Origin of the sequence: Pseudomonas sp. 22515 (assembly GCF_052044625.1) — a bacterium.
GTDB classification, from domain to species: domain Bacteria; phylum Pseudomonadota; class Gammaproteobacteria; order Pseudomonadales; family Pseudomonadaceae; genus Aquipseudomonas; species Aquipseudomonas alloputida.
The window spans coordinates 1-16205 of sequence record NZ_JBQENN010000029.1 but is presented as its reverse complement, the minus strand read 5'-3'; the positions used below and the strand labels follow the sequence as shown (position 1 = coordinate 16205).

Genomic DNA, 16205 nt, shown 5'->3' with positions numbered 1-16205 from the left:
AAATAGAACAAAAACTATCACATGGGTTAGCAGCGACCCTGTGGGAGCGGGCGAGCCCGCGAACACCGGCAAAGCCGGTGCCATNAAGGCCGGGCTTTGCCAGCTGTTATCAGTCAAACGGGGCGACCTTGGTCGCCCCGTTCGGGTTTCACGCTTGATTACTCTTGCGGGGCCTCTTCGGCGCCTGCAGCTTCGTCTGGCGCTTCGGCTTCGACACCCCCCTCGTCCGCCTCGATCACTTCATCGAGTTCGTCCTCGGACGGCTCCTGGATACGCTCCAGGCCCACCAGTGTCTCATCGGCCGCCAGCTTGATCAGCGTAACACCCTGGGTATTGCGGCTCAGGCTGGACACCTCGCCAACCCGGGTGCGAACCAGCGTGCCCTGGTCGGAAATCAGCATGATCTCCTCGCCTTCCTGCACCTGGATAGCCCCAATCAGCAGGCCGTTGCGCCCTTTGGTACCCATGGCGATCACACCCTGGCCACCGCGTCCGCGACGCGGGAACTTGGACAGCGGGGTGCGCTTGCCAAAGCCACGCTCGGAGGCGGTGAGGATCTGCGAGCCGGACTCCGGGATCAGCATCGAGATGATCCGCTGACCTTTGCCCAGCTTCATGCCGCGCACACCACGGGCGTTGCGGCCCATTTCACGCACGACGCTCTCGGCAAAGCGGATGACCTTGCCAGCGTCGGAGAACATCATGACTTCCTTGGCGCCATCGGTGATGGCCGCGGCAATCAGGGTGTCGCCTTCCTTCAGCTTCAGGGCGATCAGGCCGTTGGAGCGCGGACGGGCGAACTGCACCAGCGGGGTCTTCTTGACGGTACCGGAAGCGGTCGCCATGAAGATGTACGCGCCGGTCGGCTCTGCAACCCACTCCGGGGTGTCGCCGTCTTCTTCGTCGACTTCCTCGGCCTCCACCAGCTCACCCTCGAGCACGGTGTCATCAGCCTCGTCCAGCTCTTCGTCGAGGTCGGCGTTCTGCTGCAGCGCTTCGAGGTCGATCTGCAGCATGGCGGTGATGCGCTCACCCTCCTCCAGCGGCAGCAGGTTGACCAGCGGACGACCGCGGGCAGCGCGGGACGCTTCGGGGATTTCGTAGGTCTTCTTCCAGTACACCTTGCCCTTGCTGGAGAACAGCAACAGGGTGGCATGGCTGTTGGCGACCAGCAGGTGCTCGATGTAGTCCTCGTCCTTCACGCCGGTCGCCGACTTGCCTTTGCCGCCGCGGCGCTGGGCCTGGTAGGCGGACAATGGCTGGGTCTTGGCATAACCACCATGGGAGATGGTGACCACGCGCTCTTCTTCCGGGATCATGTCGCCGTAGTTGAGGTCGTGGCTGGCATTGAGGATTTCGGTACGGCGCACATCGCCGTACTCGGCACGGATGGCCTCCAGCTCCTCGCGAATCACTTCCATCAGGCGCTCGGCGCTACTGAGGATGCGGATCAACTCGCCGATCTGCTCGAGGATTTCCTGGTACTCGGCCAGCAGTTTCTCGTGCTCCAGGCCGGTCAGGCGGTGCAGGCGCAGGTCGAGAATAGCCTGGGCCTGTTCCGGCGACAGGAAGTACTTGCCGTCATGCAGGCCGTACTGCTCCGGCAGGTCCTCAGGGCGGCAGGCGTCGGCGCCGGCGCGCTCGACCATGACCTGCACGGCACTGGATTCCCACGGCGTGGAAACCAGGGCTTCCTTGGCTTCGGACGGCGTCGGCGAGGCCTTGATCAGGGCAATGACCGGGTCGATGTTGGACAGCGCGACCGCCTGGCCTTCAAGGATATGGCCGCGTTCACGGGCCTTGCGCAGCTCGAATACAGTACGGCGGGTCACCACTTCACGGCGGTGGCGGACGAACGCTTCGAGCAGGTCCTTGAGGTTGAGCAGGCGCGGACGGCCGTCGACCAGGGCCACCACGTTGATGCCGAATACGCTCTGCAGCTGGGTTTGCTGGTAGAGGTTGTTGAGCACTACCTCCGGCACCTCGCCGCGACGCAGCTCGATGACGATGCGCATGCCGTCCTTGTCGGACTCGTCGCGCAGCTCGGTGATGCCTTCGATCTTCTTCTCTTTGACCAGCTCGGCGATCTTTTCGATCAGGCGCGCCTTGTTCAGCTGGTACGGCAGCTCGGTGATCACGATCTGCTGGCGGCCGCCAACCTTGTCGATGTCTTCGATCTCGGAGCGGGCGCGCATGTAGATGCGGCCACGGCCGGTGCGATAGGCCTCGATGATGCCCTGGCGACCGTTGATGATGCCGGCAGTCGGGAAGTCCGGGCCAGGGATGAACTGCATCAGCTCATCGATGGTGACTTCCGGGTTGTCGATGAGCGCCAGGCAGCCATCGATGACCTCGCCGAGGTTGTGCGGCGGGATATTGGTCGCCATGCCCACGGCAATACCGCTGGAGCCGTTGACCAGCAGGTTGGGAATACGCGTCGGCATGACCGCCGGGATCTGCTCGGTGCCGTCGTAGTTGGGCACCCAGTCGACGGTTTCCTTGTGCAGGTCAGCCAGCAGTTCGTGGGCCAGTTTGGTCATGCGCACTTCGGTGTATCGCATGGCAGCAGCGTTATCGCCGTCCACCGAACCGAAGTTGCCCTGGCCGTCGACCAGCAGGTAGCGCAACGAGAACGGCTGGGCCATACGCACGATGGTGTCGTAGACCGCAGTGTCGCCGTGCGGGTGGTACTTACCGATCACGTCACCGACCACACGGGCGGATTTCTTGTACGGCTTGTTCCAGTCGTTGCCCAGTTCGCTCATCGCATAGAGAACGCGGCGATGCACGGGCTTCAAGCCGTCACGCGCATCGGGCAGCGCTCGCCCGACAATCACGCTCATCGCGTAGTCGAGGTAAGACTGTCTCAGTTCGTCTTCGATATTGACCGGGAGGATTTCTTTGGCCAGTTCGCCCATGAGAAGCCTGATTCCTTTTTCTGGTGAAACTTCGCAGCTCCATCAAGGGCCGAACGAAGCTCGCCGCCGCAGCGCATAAGGGTGCGACGACTTACGACAAATCAATGAGTTGTGCCATGGATCTGCGCAATGAAGGCCGCCACTTTGGGCGGTCTTGGAAACTGCCGGATATTATCACAAAGGCGGGGGCGGTGGGGAGATCTGTACGGCAGTGCACGGTCATTGTGGGAGCGGCCTTGTGTCGCGATAGGGCTGCACAGCAGCCCCGGCAATTTTNCGGCCCTATCGCGACACAAGGCCGCTCCCACAAAGTACGCGTTCTACCGGGGTATCAGTGCAGGCGCTTGCGGCAAATCAACTGGGCCAGTTTGGCGGTATCCGGGCGCTCGACAACACCCCGTTCGGTCACGATAACGTCAATCAGGTCGGCCGGGGTCACGTCGAACACCGGGTTGAATACCTGCACATCCCGTACCGCCGGGGCACCGCCAAAGTCCAGCCACTCGTCGGCGTCACGCTCTTCCAGGGGAATATCCTCGCCGGTTGCCAGGTTCAGGTCGATGCTGGTGCTCGGCGCCACCACCATGAAGCGCACACCATGGTGCATGGCGCTGACCGCCAACTGGTAGGTGCCGATCTTGCTGGCCACGTCGCCATTGGCAGCGATGCAGTCCGCGCCCACCACCACCCAGGTGATGCCCTTGGTCTTCATCAGATGCGCCAGCGCCGAGTCGGCGCACAGGGTCACCGGAATTCCCTCGTTGGCCAGCTCCCAGGCCGTCAGGCGCGAGCCCTGCAGCCAAGGGCGAGTCTCACCGGCATACACCCGCTCGACCATGCCTTCCAGGTAGCCGGCACGGATTACCCCCAGTGCGGTGCCAAAGCCGCCACTGGCAAGGGCGCCGGCGTTGCCGAAGGTGAGCAGGGCCTGGGCATTGCCCTGATGACGACGGATCAGTTCGATACCCTGCTGGGCCATGGTCAGGTTGGCCTCACGGTCGCTTTCGTGAATGGCCACCGCTTCGGCCTCCAGCGCCGCCAGAACGTCTTCTTCCGGACGCAGGCGCAGCAGACGCTCGCGCATGCGGTTCAGCGCCCAGAACAAGTTGGCGGCGGTAGGACGCGCTTCGGCGAGGGTGAGAAAGTCGTCTTCCAGGTCCATTTCCCAATCGCCGCCTTCGGCCAGCCGTTCTTCAAGGGCCAGTACCAGGCCGTAAGCTGCGGCAATACCGATCGCCGAGGCGCCGCGCACGGCCATGTCACGGATGGCTGCGGCCACCTGCGCAACATTGTCGCAGGCCAGCCAACGCTCCTCCGACGGCAGCAGGCGCTGGTCGAGCAGGTGCAAGGCGCCGCCCTGCCAGCGGATCGCGGTCACCTTCTCCGCCGCCAAAAGTCGCTCGCGCATCGCCTCTCCCCGTCATTCGGATATCAAAAACCGGCGATTATAGCGACCCTCGCGGCCAAGCGCTCGGGTATACTCCGGCGCAATTTTGCGAAGTTTCAGAGGACTGTTCAATGAGCAACGTCGACCGCGCCGAAATCGCCAAGTTCGAAGCGCTGGCCCACCGCTGGTGGGACCGCGAAAGCGAGTTCAAGCCGCTGCACGAAATCAACCCGCTGCGCGTCAACTGGATCGACGAGCGCGTCAGCCTGGCCGGCAAGAAAGTGCTGGACGTGGGTTGCGGTGGCGGCATCCTCAGCGAAGCCATGGCCCTGCGCGGCGCCACGGTCACCGGTATCGACATGGGCGAGGCGCCACTGGCGGTGGCTCAGCTGCACCAGCTGGAGTCCGGCGTGCAGGTGGAATACCGGCAGATCACCGCCGAAGCCCTGGCCGAGGAAATGCCCGAACAGTTCGACGTGGTCACCTGCCTGGAAATGCTCGAGCACGTGCCCGACCCGTCTTCGGTGATCCGCGCCTGCTACCGCATGGTCAAGCCGGGCGGCCAGGTGTTCTTCTCCACCATCAACCGCAACCCCAAGGCCTACCTGCTGGCCATCGTCGGCGCCGAGTACATCCTGAAGATGCTGCCGCGCGGCACCCATGACTTCAAGAAATTCATCCGCCCGTCCGAGCTGGGCGCCTGGAGCCGCGATGCAGGCCTGCAGGTGAAGGACATCATCGGCCTCACCTACAACCCGCTGACCAAGCACTACAAGCTCAACAGCGACGTCGACGTCAACTACATGATCCAGACCCTGCGCGAGGAATAAGCATGCGTTTGCGAGCAGTACTCTTCGACATGGACGGCACCTTGCTGGACACGGCGCCGGACTTCATCGCCATTTGCCAGGCCATGCTCGCCGACCGCGGGCTGCCGGCCGTTGACGACAACCTGATCCGTGGCGTGATCTCGGGTGGCGCCCGCGCCATGGTCGCCACTGCGTTCGCCATGGACCCGGAAGCTGACGGCTTCGAGGCCCTGCGCCTGGAATTCCTCGAGCGTTACCAGCGCGACTGCGCGGTGCACAGCAAGCTGTTCGAGGGCATGGCCGAGCTGCTGGCCGACATCGAGAAAGGCAACCTGCTGTGGGGCGTCGTCACCAACAAGCCGGTGCGCTTCGCCGAGCCGATCATGCAGCAGCTGGGCCTGGCCGAGCGTTCGGCGTTGCTGATCTGCCCGGACCACGTGAAAAACAGCAAACCCGACCCCGAGCCGCTGATCCTGGCCTGCAAGACGCTGAACCTGGACCCGGCCAGTGTGCTGTTCGTCGGCGACGACCTGCGCGACATCGAGTCTGGCCGCGACGCAGGTACCCGCACGGCGGCGGTGCGCTACGGCTATATTCATCCAGAGGACAACCCCAACAACTGGGGTGCCGACGTGGTGGTGGACCACCCACTGGAACTGCGCAAAGTGATCGACAGCGCGCTGTGCGGCTGCTGAACCCAGACCGATGACCGGGCACCGCCTCTTTGTAGGAGCGGCCGCCCACACGAACTCGAAGGACAGAACCATGTTCGACTACACCGCCCGCCCCGACCTGCTGCAAGGCCGGGTCATCCTGGTTACCGGTGCCGGCCGTGGCATTGGTGCCGCGGCTGCCAGGGCCTATGCCGCACTGGGTGCCACCGTGCTGCTGCTGGGCAAGACCGAGGCCAACCTGAACGAGGTCTACGACCAGATCGAAGCCGCCGGCCACCCACAGCCGGTAGTCATCCCGTTCAACCTGGAAACCGCCCTGCCACACCAGTACGACGAGCTGGCGGCCATGATCGAAGGCCAGTTCGGCCGCCTCGATGGCCTGCTCAACAATGCGTCGATCATCGGCCCGCGTACGCCGCTGGAACAGCTGTCGGGCGACAACTTCATGCGCGTGATGCACATCAACGTCAATGCCACCTTCATGCTCACCAGCACCCTGCTGCCGCTGCTGAAGCTGTCGGAAGACGCTTCGGTGGTGTTCACCAGCAGCAGCGTCGGGCGCAAGGGCCGGGCTTACTGGGGCGCCTATGGCGTGTCGAAGTTCGCCACCGAAGGCCTGATGCAGACCCTGGCCGATGAACTGGAAGGCGTGGCGCCGGTGCGCGCCAACAGCATCAACCCAGGCGCCACGCGCACGGCGATGCGGGCCCAGGCCTACCCTGGCGAGAACCCGCAGAACAACCCGCTGCCCGAAGAGATCATGCCGGTGTACCTGTACCTGATGGGGCCGGACAGCACAGGGGTGAACGGGCAGGCGTTCAACGCCCAATAAACCTGCATCGGCCTCTTCGNTCAAGGACTGCGCCATACCTGTGGGAGCGGGCAAGCCCGCGAAGAGGCCGATACAGGAAAGCGATCAGCCCGCAGCCAACGCCGGCCGCATACGGCCTTGCTGGCGCCCTTCCAGCTGCATGCAGCGTTCCAGGAACAGGAACATGCAGTCGTAACTCTTGCAGATCGCCCTGCGCAGCTCGGTCCGCAACCCCAGGGTGGGGTTCTCACCGGCCAGGGTACAGATGATTTCCAGCGCCTCCCACGGGTGCGCATCGTCATACTGGGCATGCATCTTCAGCCACTTCATCGCCCGCTTGCGCCCTTCTTCAGGGAACCCCTGCGCATAGGTGTCGGTCGAGCACACCACCGCCGACCATTCACCGGTCGCGCCTTCGATGGCGTAGTTGGTCGCCGCCATGGAAATGGCCAGGTTTTCGGTGGCGCACACCCGCCAGCACCAGTCGTTCAGGCCGTTCAGCTCGGGCGGCACTTCTTGCGCCTGCAACTCGTGCAGGTGCACACCGTGCGCCTGGCACCAGTTCACCCAGTAATCGGCATGGTTGAGCTCGACGCGGATGTTGCGCATCAGCCAGCGCCGCGCCATGTCCTCGCCCTGATGCCGGCCATAGCGGGTCTTGGTCAGGTTATGCGCCATGTACAACGAAAACTGCTCCACCACCGGCCAGCCACCGATCAGGTACTGACGGATGGTCGATTGCTTCAGCTGGCCATCGCGTAGACGTGCATAAAACTCATGCTCAACCACCCGGCGCTTGCTCTCGCGGCAGTCTTCAATCAGTTGCTGGGCCCATTGGGGGTAACTGGCGGGGTCCAAAGGCCCGATACGAACGAATGCGTCAATCACTTTCAGCTCCTTGATCCTTGTGATTTCCAACTAGCGAAACGTGCCAGGTGCTCGCTGCAACAGAGGCCGGGCGGCGATCCGTTGGCGCTGCAGACTGTCACAGGTGAACACCTGGGGGCGTTCGATCAGGTAGCCCTGGGCGTAATCCACGCCTATTTCCTGCAAGGCCTGCTCGATCAAGGGTGTTTCGACAAACTCGGCAATCGTGCGCTTACCCATCACATGGCCGATATGGTTGATGACCTCGACCATGGCCCGGTTGACCGGGTCGTCGAGCATATCCTTGACGAAACTCCCGTCAATCTTCAGGTAGTCCACGGGCAAATGCTTGAGATAGGCGAACGAGGACATGCCAGCGCAAAAATCATCCAACGAGAAACGGCAACCCAGCCCTTTCAGCTCGTTGATGAAGCGAATGGCGCTGCCCAGGTTGGCAATGGCGCTGGTTTCGGTAATTTCGAAACAGATCATTCGCGGCGGAATGGCGTATTCGACGAACAACCGCTGGAGGTATTCAAGGAACTTGTCGTCGCCAATGCTGGACCCCGACAGGTTGATGGCACAGGTCGACAACGGCCCTTCACGCCCTTCTTCCAGGCACTGGCGTATGACCATGAACACATTGCGCACCACCCAGCGGTCAAGCGCGGTCATCAGGCCGTAGCGCTCGGCCGCCGGGATGAAGCTGCTGGGCAGGATGGTGCGGCCGCTTTCGTCGTGCAGGCGCAACAGAATTTCGATATGGCCCGGGCCCTCGAAGGTTTTGAGCGGGGCGATTTCCTGGGCGTAGAGGCAAAAGCGGTTTTCTTCCAGGGCCACATGCAGGCGCTGGATCCAGGCCATTTCGCCAAAACGCATGGACAGTTCGCTGTCGTCGGCGTGGTACACCTGCACACGGTTTCGGCCCTTTTCCTTGGCCATGTAGCAGGCCATGTCGGCGGCGCGCAGCGAGGCCTCCAGGGTACCGGGGGCCTGGGCCATATGCACCAGGCCAATGCTGACCGTGGTCACGAACGGCCGCCCTTTCCATACAAAGTGCAGGCTCTGCACCATCTGGCGCAGTTGTTCGCCAATGCGCTCGGCCTGGTCGGGCGGGCAGTTTTCCAGCAGCACGCCAAATTCATCGCCGCCCAGCCGCGCCAGCGTATCGCCCTCACGCAGACCAGATTGCAGCACCGCGCAGATGTGCCGCAGCAACTCATCGCCGGCAGCGTGGCCACAGGTGTCGTTGACCAGCTTGAACTGGTCGAGGTCAAGGAACATCAGCGAATGCCGCCCAGCCTGGCGCGCCAGGTCGTTGAGCGCCTGCTCCAGGCGGTATTCGAACTCGCGGCGGTTGGCCAGCCCGGTCAGGGCGTCGTGGGTTGCCTGCCAGGACAGATTGGCAATGTACTGGCGTTCCTGGGTCATATCGTGCAGCACCAGCACGATGCCACTGACCTGGCCATCATTGACGATTGGCGAGCCGACCAGGTTGATCGACACGGTACTGCCGTCCAGGCGCTGGATCAGCCGGGCATGCTCGGAGCCGCCCTTGAGGCTGCCGCTGAGCACCTGTTCGACCAAGCTGCGCCCGTCCTCCTCGGCGTGTTCGTCCACCAGGCTGAACAGCGCCGACAGCGGCAGGCCCTGGGCCTGCCCGGATTGCCAGTGGGTCAATTGCTCGGCGGCCGGGTTCATGTAGCCGATACTGCCTTCGACATCGGTGGTGATCACCGCATCACCGATGGCCTGCAGGGTAATCTGCGCACGCTCTTTTTCTTCCTGCAGGGCGCTGGCAAAGGCTTGGCGCTGGGCCAACAGCTTGCTGGAGCGGCGCCAGGCAATGGCGATCAGGAACATCGCGGTCAGCAGGTTGGTGATCAGCAGCACCCGTAGCAACATGCGCGAGCCTTCGCCCAAGGCATCACTGAACGCCTTGGCGGCCGGGGTCACGCCTTCGTTGATGGCGACAATGCGGGCCTTCCAGTCGCTGACGGTGTCGGCATCCACCGGGCCATCGGCAAAACGCTGACGCATTTCACCGGCCAGTACATCCAGCTTGGCCAGATAGTCGTCACCGATGTCCCAGTAATCGATGGCTGTCTGCATATAGCTGACATGGCGAAAGTTGCGGTAGAACCAGATGATCCGCTCGACATCGTCAGGGTGGTTGCCACCTTGCAGAACCGCCTGTCGTGCGGCGTCCAGATCAGGGCTGGGGTGGTCGAGCACTTCGCGCAGACGATAGTCACCCTGCGGTACGGTAATGGCCTGGCGATAGCGTTGGTAGGTGCTGTCGTCGCGCGTCTCGCCGTACAGACTGAGGTAGTAGATGGCATCTTTCTGCGCCTTGGACCACAGGCTTTCGCCCGCGACATAGGCGCGCACGGCCGAGAGCGTATAAAGGCTGAGGCTGCCCAACGCCACCTGAAGGACCACGACGGCGATGAAAGGCCATGTGATGCCGAGCAACTTTGGCGCTTCGAGTGTGCGATTTCCCTTCATGGAGTCCCTGTCACAGAGCAGATAAGGCGTAAATCGACCCAGACAAGCACAGCGTAGGCCATTTGCCATCGCTGTGGAGGGGATTTTTATGACAAGGAATCGGGGAATTTGTACAGCGTATGCGCTGGCCATTGTAGGAGCGGGTTTACCCGCGAAGAAGACACCGCGGTGGATGGCACGGGCTTCGCCCGTGTTCGCGGGCAAGCCCGCTCCCACAGGGATCGCACCAGCTTTTAGAAATTGAGCAAGACAGTTGCTCCCACAAGCCCGGTGAAGGCAGCCAGATAATCAGCTCTGCTGCAGATGCCCGTAAAGCTTGGCGTATAACCCACCCTCGGCAATCAGCTGCTGATGGTCGCCGTCTTCGGCCACGTGCCCGCCATCGAACACCAACACCCGGTCGGCCTGTTTCACCGCCGACAACCGATGGGCGATGATCAGCGTGGTGCGGCCGCTGAGGAAGCACGCCAAGGCCTGATGCAGGTTGTACTCGGTGGCGGCATCCAGGGCTGAGGTGGCCTCGTCGAGGATTACCACCTTGGGCTCAGCCAGTACCATGCGGGCAATGGCCAGGCGCTGGCGCTGGCCACCGGACAAGCGCACGCCTGAACGCCCCACCACACTGTCCAGGCCTTGCGGCAAGGCGGCGATGGTGGCATCCAGTTGGGCGATGCGCAGCGCCTGCCAGCACGCATCATCGCTGCAGTCACGGCCCATGGTCAGGTTGGCACGCACGCTGTCGTTGAACAGCGACGGGTGCTGCAACACCACCGCGACGTTCTCGCGCAGGGTTTCCAGGCCGATTTCCTGCAGGCTGGCCCCGCCAAAGCGGATGGTCCCGGCCTGGGCGCTGTAAAGGCCCAGCAGTAGCTGCACCAGCGTGCTCTTGCCGCCGCCGCTGGCACCGACAATCGCCACCTTCTCACCCGCAGCGATGGACAGGTCGAGGTGCTCGAGCACCGGCTCGTCGGCATAGGCAAAGCGCAGGTCGCGCACGTCAATGCCCACCGTTTCGCGCCCGGCGAACGGGTCGCTGGCGGCCGGGTATTGCGGCTCGTCGGCACGCGCCAGCAGCTCGTTGAGGCGGCTCAGCGCACCGCCGGCGGCGTAGTAGGCATATTGCAGATTAAGCAGTTGCTCCACCGGACCGATCATGAACCACAGGTAGCTGAACACCGCCAGCATCTGGCCGATCGACAGGTCAGAAAACAGCACGGTCAGCATGGCCGCCGCGCGGAAGATGTCGATGCCGAACTGGAACAGCAAGCCGCTGGCACGGCCACTGGCATCGCTTTTCCATTGCGAGTCCACGGCGTAATCGCGCACCTCGCGGGCACGCAGGCCAAGGCGGCCAAGGAAGTAGCCCTGGCGGTTGCCAGCGCGGATTTCCTGGATGGCATCGAGGGTTTCCGCCAGCGCCTGGGTAAAGCGCGCGGTGCTGTCGTTTTCGAGCTTTTTCAGGTGTTTGACCCGCTTGCCCAACTGCACGGTGAAGTAGATCACCAGCGGGTTGAACAGCAAGATCAGCAAGGCCAGCTGCCAGTGCATCCAGATCAGGATGGCCGCCGTGCCGGTCAGTGTCAGCATGGCCACCAGGAAGCGGCTGAGGGTTTCGCCAACGAACTTGTCGAGGGTGTCCAGGTCGGTGACCAGGTGGGTGGTCACCGTACCGCTGCCCAAACTTTCGTATTCTTTCAGCGAAATACGTTTGAGGCGCTCGATCAGGCGGATGCGCAGGCGGTAGACGATGTCCTTGGCCAGCCCGGCGAACAGCTTGGACTGGATCACGTTGAAGGCCAGCGCAGCCAGGCGCAGGCACAGGGTGAGCGCCAGCATCAGGCCGATGTAGCCGGCTGCTACCTGCCAGTTGGACGGCAGCAGGTGGTTCATCCACTTCAGCGCGGCATCGCCATGGCCGAGCAGTACTTCGTCCACCAACAGCGGCAGCAGCAGCGGAATGGGCACACTGCAACACGCCGCCAGTAACGCAATGAGGTTGGCGGACCAGAGGTTCTTCTTGTGATGCAGGGCCAGGCGGCGGATTTCCGCCCAGCTCAGTCGATCGCCCGCAGTGTATGGCTTGCCCGGTACCGGGTCGGGTGACCCTGGTACATCAAGCACAGGCGGCCTGCTGCAGCCAGCGGCCGAGCAAGGGTTGCAGGCGCTCCAGCGGCTGGTAGCCGTTGGTCAGCAAAGCCAGTTGGCCATTGCGCTCGGCCAGCAAGGTCGGGAAACCGGCAATACCCAGATCCTGGGCCCAGCCGAAGTCGGCCGCGGTGGCGGCGCGGGTATCGGCACGGGCGAAGGTTTCGGCGAACGCGGCACGGTCGAAGCCACTCTGGGAGGCCAGCTCGACCAGCTGCGGCGCGGTGGTCACATCGGTACCCTGCTCGTAGAACGAACGCTGGATCAACGCCAGCAGCGGCCAGACGCGCTCGGCATCCAGCTCGCGTGCCGCGACCAGGGCGCGACAGGCCGGCTCGGTGTCGTAGACGAAGCCGTCAGGCATGGCCCCCTCGAAGCGGAACGGCTGGCCGGTAGCATCAGCCACCGCCTGCCAGTGTTCCAGGATGTACTTGCGAGTGGAGCTGTCCAGGGCGCTGCCGCCCGTACGCAGCCCGCCCGTTACCAAGCGGGCAGGCACGCCTGCCTCACGCGCCTGGGCGATCAGGGCCGCGGCCACTGGCGCAAAACCCCAGCACCAGGAGCACATCGGGTCCATCACATAGATCAGGCGTGCAGACATGCTTCAAGCCTCGGCTTTGTAGTTGTAACCGATCGGGTGCGGCAGGTTGCGGGCCTTGGCCAGCTCGATCTGCTTCTGCCGGTCGATGGCACTGCGCCGGGTCTTCTCGCTCAGGCTGTCCCAGCAATGCGGGCAGCTGACACCTGGCGAATAGTGCTCGGACGCGCGCTCCTCTGCATTGATCGGATGGCGGCAGGCGTGGCACTGGTCGTACTCGCCTTCGCTCAGGTCATGGCGCACCGTAACCCGGTTGTCGAAGACGAAGCAGTCGCCGTCCCACAGGCTTTCTTCCTGAGGCACTTCCTCGAAGTATTTCAGGATGCCGCCCTTAAGATGATAGACCGACTCGAAGCCTTCACCGAGCATGTAGCTGGAGGCCTTTTCGCAACGGATGCCGCCGGTGCAGAACATGGCGACCTTCTTGTGCTTGCTCGGGTCGAAATTGGCCTTGATGTACTCCGGGAACTCACGGAACGTTTCGGTCTTCGGGTCGATGGCGCCCTTGAACGTACCGATGGCCACTTCGTAGTCGTTGCGGGTGTCGATCAGCAGCACTTCCGGGTCGCTGATCAGGGCGTTCCAGTCCTTGGGCTCGACATAGGTGCCAACGGCCTGGTTGGGGTCTACGCCCGGCACGCCGAGGGTGACGATCTCTTTCTTGAGCTTGACCTTGGTGCGGTAGAACGGCTGCTCGTCGCAATACGACTCTTTATGGTCGACATCGACCAGGCGCGGGTCGTTGCGCAGCCAGGCCAGCAGGCCATCGATGCCTTCGCGGGTGCCCGATACGGTGCCGTTGATGCCCTCGTGGGCCAGCAGCAGGGTGCCTTTGACATTGTTGTCGAGCATGGTCTTGAGCAGCGGCTCGCGCAGCTCGACGTAGTCTTCCAGGGTGACGAACTTGTACAGCGCCGCGACGACGATGGCTTGAGACATGTAACGGAATCTCCAGGTGGTTGCCCTCGTAAGGGGCGGACCGGGTTTGACAGGTATAGAAAAAGCATGGGGGCGCTNAGGGCCGCAAAGCGGCCCCCGGATTTTGCAGGATTCTACCAGAACAACAGAAAGGTTTCAGTGCCCGCCGCCCGCACACACGGGCGAGGCCGGTGCAACGCCGACCTTGGCCCACTCTTCGGCGGTGTAGGTGTGGATGGCCAGGGCGTGGATCTCGCCCATCAGCTCACCCATGGTGGCGTACACCTTCTGGTGGCGCTTGACGCTGTTCAACCCGGCGAACTGCTCGCTGACGATCACGGCCTTGTAGTGGGTCTCCTGACCACGACTGTGCATGTGACTTTCGTTGAGCACTTCCAGGTGTTGCGGCGCCAGCGCGGCCAGTTGCTGTTCGATACGTTGTTGCATGGTCATTGCTGCGTACTCACTTCTTCGCTGGGGCGGCGGCCTTGCCTGCGTTCGGGTCCAGCTCTTTGGTCATGTCTTCCAGCAGCTTGTTCACCACCGGTACTGCGGGCTCCAGGCTCTGCTGGGTCAGCTGTGCCGACTGCTGGGTGACCTTGGGCATTTCACGTAGCACTTTCTTGCCCAGCGGCGATTCGTAGAACTTGACCAGGTCCTTCAGCTCCTGCTCGGTAAAGGTCCGGGTGTACAGGTCGACCATCTTCGGCTTCAGCTTGTTCCAGCCGATGGCGTTGTCCAGCGCGGCATTGGCCTTGGCCTGGTAGCTTTCCAGCACCGGCTGCTTGGCGGCCGGGGCCTTGGTCTGGGCGAAACGCTGGGCGAACATCTGCTGCACTTGCATGTACACCGGGGTGCCCAGCTTGTCGGCGTTGGCCAGGGTCAGGAATTTCTCGGCAGCAGCGTTGTGGCTGGCGGTGGCAGCGAGTACCTGGCCGCTGGCGCAAACCAGGGCAACGGCGGCACAAAGGACACGGAGACGGGTCATTGCATTTCCTTCAAAGAGAGGGAGGCGGGCACCTCAGAGTAGAGCATTCTGCGCCGTGGTGGCGATGTGCTCAAGTGGCACGACGAGCGACGGAACCGCTCGGTCGAATCAGGGCCTAAACTGCGATTTCGAACTACACAGGAGTGAGTACAGAATGAGCCGTATCGAGACAGACAGCCTGGGCCCGGTCGAAGTTCCGGAGAACGCCTACTGGGGTGCGCAGACCCAGCGTTCGCTGATCAACTTCGCCATTGGCAAGGAACGCATGCCCCTCGCGGTGTTGCACGCCCTGGCACTGATCAAGAAGGCCGCGGCGCGCGTCAACGACCGCAATGGCGACCTGCCGGCCGATATCGCTCGGCTGATCGAACAGGCCGCCGATGAAGTGCTGGCTGGCCAGCACGACGATCAGTTCCCGCTCGTCGTCTGGCAGACGGGCAGTGGCACCCAGAGCAACATGAACGTCAACGAGGTGATTGCCGGACGCGCCAACGAACTGGCCGGCAAAGGCCGTGGCGGCAAGGCGCCGGTGCACCCCAATGACCACGTCAACCGCTCGCAGAGCTCCAACGACTGCTTCCCCACCGCCATGCACATTGCGGCAGCCCAGGCGGTGCAGGAAAAGCTGCTGCCGGCCGTCACCGAACTGTCTTCAGGGCTGGCCGAGCTGTCGATGCGTCACCACCAGCTGGTGAAAACCGGTCGCACACACATGATGGACGCCACGCCGATTACCTTCGGCCAGGAAGTGTCGGCCTTCGTCGCCCAGCTCGATTACGCCCAGCGCGCCATCCGCGCTACCCTGCCGGCGGTGTGCGAACTGGCCCAAGGCGGCACTGCCGTGGGTACCGGGCTGAACGCCCCGCAGGGGTTTGCCGAGGCCATCGCTGCCGAGCTGGCGGCGCTGTCCGGCCTGCCGTTCATCACCGCGCCGAACAAGTTCGCCGCCCTCGCCGGCCACGAACCGCTGACCAGCCTGGCGGGCGCCCTGAAAACCCTGGCCGTGGCCTTGATGAAAATTGCCAACGACCTGCGCCTGCTGGGTTCCGGCCCGCGCGCCGGCCTGGCCGAGGTGCGCCTGCCGGCCAACGAGCCCGGCAGCTCGATCATGCCGGGCAAGGTCAACCCCACCCAGTGCGAGGCGCTGTCGATGCTGGCCTGCCAGGTGCTGGGCAACGACGCGGCCATCGGCTTTGCCGCCAGCCAGGGGCATTTGCAGCTGAATGTGTTCAAGCCGGTGATCATCCATAACCTGCTGCAATCCATCGAGTTGCTGGCCGATGGTTGCCGCAACTTCCAGCAGCATTGCGTGGCGGGTATCGAGCCGGATGCCGAGCAGATGGCCGCGCACCTGGAGCGCGGGTTGATGCTGGTGACGGCGCTGAACCCGCATATTGGCTATGACAAGGCGGCGGAAATTGCCAAGAAGGCTTACAGCGAGGGCACGACCTTGCGCGAGGCGGCCTTGGCGTTGAAGTACCTGACCAATGAGCAGTTCGACCAGTGGGTGCGGCCGGAGAACATGCTGGCGCCAGGCGGCAAGGGCTGACTGCTCTGTAGCCTGTACCGGCCCTTTCGCGGG

General features: G+C 63.2%; 13 protein-coding genes. 4 read left to right on the top strand and 9 right to left on the bottom strand.

Going from position 1 to position 16205, the window contains the following annotated elements:
- Positions 1-158 precede the first annotated feature (158 nt).
- The gene (gene gyrA / locus ACTJJN_RS22660) at positions 159-2918 is read right to left on the bottom strand and encodes a DNA gyrase subunit A (RefSeq protein WP_440781627.1); all 2760 of its coding nucleotides are present in this window, start codon (positions 2916-2918) and stop codon (positions 159-161) included.
- A gap of 331 nt (positions 2919-3249) precedes the next feature.
- Positions 3250-4326 carry an S-methyl-5-thioribose-1-phosphate isomerase gene (mtnA, locus tag ACTJJN_RS22655; protein ID WP_012053387.1) on the bottom strand — a complete coding sequence of 359 codons (1077 nt, stop codon included), beginning with the start codon at positions 4324-4326 and terminating at the stop codon, positions 3250-3252.
- Between the two features lie 110 nt (positions 4327-4436).
- Between mtnA and ubiG the strand changes: the two genes are divergently transcribed.
- The 3 genes from ubiG (at position 4437) to ACTJJN_RS22640 (ending at position 6620) form a co-directional block, all read left to right on the top strand.
- Positions 4437-5135: a bifunctional 2-polyprenyl-6-hydroxyphenol methylase/3-demethylubiquinol 3-O-methyltransferase UbiG gene (gene ubiG / locus ACTJJN_RS22650; RefSeq protein WP_003252662.1), complete on the top strand. Its 699-nt coding sequence runs from the start codon at positions 4437-4439 to the stop codon at positions 5133-5135.
- A 2-nt stretch (positions 5136-5137) separates the two neighbouring features.
- A complete protein-coding gene (mupP, locus tag ACTJJN_RS22645) occupies positions 5138-5809 on the top strand; it encodes an N-acetylmuramic acid 6-phosphate phosphatase MupP (RefSeq protein WP_003252659.1) in 672 nt (223 codons plus the stop codon).
- Positions 5810-5879: 70 nt separating this feature from the next.
- Positions 5880-6620 (top strand): YciK family oxidoreductase, encoded by a 741-nt coding sequence (locus tag ACTJJN_RS22640; protein ID WP_012053388.1) that lies wholly within the window; start codon positions 5880-5882, stop codon positions 6618-6620.
- Between the two features lie 84 nt (positions 6621-6704).
- Here ACTJJN_RS22640 and ACTJJN_RS22635 read toward each other — a convergent pair whose 3' ends face one another.
- From ACTJJN_RS22635 to ACTJJN_RS22605, 7 genes are all read right to left on the bottom strand, one after another.
- Positions 6705-7487 carry a TenA family transcriptional regulator gene (locus tag ACTJJN_RS22635; RefSeq protein ID WP_440781626.1) on the bottom strand — a complete coding sequence of 261 codons (783 nt, stop codon included), beginning with the start codon at positions 7485-7487 and terminating at the stop codon, positions 6705-6707.
- A 30-nt stretch (positions 7488-7517) separates the two neighbouring features.
- Positions 7518-9974: an EAL domain-containing protein gene (locus ACTJJN_RS22630; RefSeq protein WP_012053390.1), complete on the bottom strand. Its 2457-nt coding sequence runs from the start codon at positions 9972-9974 to the stop codon at positions 7518-7520.
- Between the two features lie 288 nt (positions 9975-10262).
- On the bottom strand, positions 10263-12095 hold the full coding sequence (locus ACTJJN_RS22625) for an ABC transporter ATP-binding protein (protein WP_064614010.1): 1833 nt from the start codon (positions 12093-12095) through the stop codon (positions 10263-10265).
- The gene (locus ACTJJN_RS22620; protein ID WP_012053392.1) at positions 12088-12720 is read right to left on the bottom strand and encodes a DsbA family protein; all 633 of its coding nucleotides are present in this window, start codon (positions 12718-12720) and stop codon (positions 12088-12090) included. The genes ACTJJN_RS22625 and ACTJJN_RS22620 overlap by 8 nt, the downstream gene beginning before the upstream one ends.
- Positions 12721-12723: 3 nt before the next feature.
- Positions 12724-13656, bottom strand: a complete 933-nt coding sequence (gene trhO, locus ACTJJN_RS22615) for an oxygen-dependent tRNA uridine(34) hydroxylase TrhO (protein ID WP_012053393.1) — start codon at positions 13654-13656, stop codon at positions 12724-12726.
- Positions 13657-13791: 135 nt separating this feature from the next.
- Positions 13792-14088, bottom strand: coding sequence for a BolA family protein (locus ACTJJN_RS22610; RefSeq protein ID WP_010952797.1), 297 nt, complete (start codon positions 14086-14088; stop codon positions 13792-13794).
- Between the two features lie 10 nt (positions 14089-14098).
- Positions 14099-14623, bottom strand: a complete 525-nt coding sequence (locus tag ACTJJN_RS22605) for a DUF2059 domain-containing protein (protein WP_010952796.1) — start codon at positions 14621-14623, stop codon at positions 14099-14101.
- Between the two features lie 154 nt (positions 14624-14777).
- Here ACTJJN_RS22605 and ACTJJN_RS22600 point away from each other — a divergent pair, with 154 nt between their 5' ends.
- The gene (locus ACTJJN_RS22600; RefSeq protein WP_012053394.1) at positions 14778-16172 is read left to right on the top strand and encodes a class II fumarate hydratase; all 1395 of its coding nucleotides are present in this window, start codon (positions 14778-14780) and stop codon (positions 16170-16172) included.
- Positions 16173-16205 lie beyond the last annotated feature (33 nt).

Coding starts and splice junctions, on each gene's coding strand:
- gyrA (WP_440781627.1), bottom strand. CDS start 2,918: ATGGGCGAACTGGCCAAAGAAATCCTCCCGGTCAATATCGAAGACGAA.
- mtnA (WP_012053387.1), bottom strand. CDS start 4,326: ATGCGCGAGCGACTTTTGGCGGCGGAGAAGGTGACCGCGATCCGCTGG.
- ubiG (WP_003252662.1), top strand. CDS start 4,437: ATGAGCAACGTCGACCGCGCCGAAATCGCCAAGTTCGAAGCGCTGGCC.
- mupP (WP_003252659.1), top strand. CDS start 5,138: ATGCGTTTGCGAGCAGTACTCTTCGACATGGACGGCACCTTGCTGGAC.
- ACTJJN_RS22640 (WP_012053388.1), top strand. CDS start 5,880: ATGTTCGACTACACCGCCCGCCCCGACCTGCTGCAAGGCCGGGTCATC.
- ACTJJN_RS22630 (WP_012053390.1), bottom strand. CDS start 9,974: ATGAAGGGAAATCGCACACTCGAAGCGCCAAAGTTGCTCGGCATCACA.
- ACTJJN_RS22620 (WP_012053392.1), bottom strand. CDS start 12,720: ATGTCTGCACGCCTGATCTATGTGATGGACCCGATGTGCTCCTGGTGC.
- trhO (WP_012053393.1), bottom strand. CDS start 13,656: ATGTCTCAAGCCATCGTCGTCGCGGCGCTGTACAAGTTCGTCACCCTG.
- ACTJJN_RS22610 (WP_010952797.1), bottom strand. CDS start 14,088: ATGACCATGCAACAACGTATCGAACAGCAACTGGCCGCGCTGGCGCCG.
- ACTJJN_RS22605 (WP_010952796.1), bottom strand. CDS start 14,623: ATGACCCGTCTCCGTGTCCTTTGTGCCGCCGTTGCCCTGGTTTGCGCC.
- ACTJJN_RS22600 (WP_012053394.1), top strand. CDS start 14,778: ATGAGCCGTATCGAGACAGACAGCCTGGGCCCGGTCGAAGTTCCGGAG.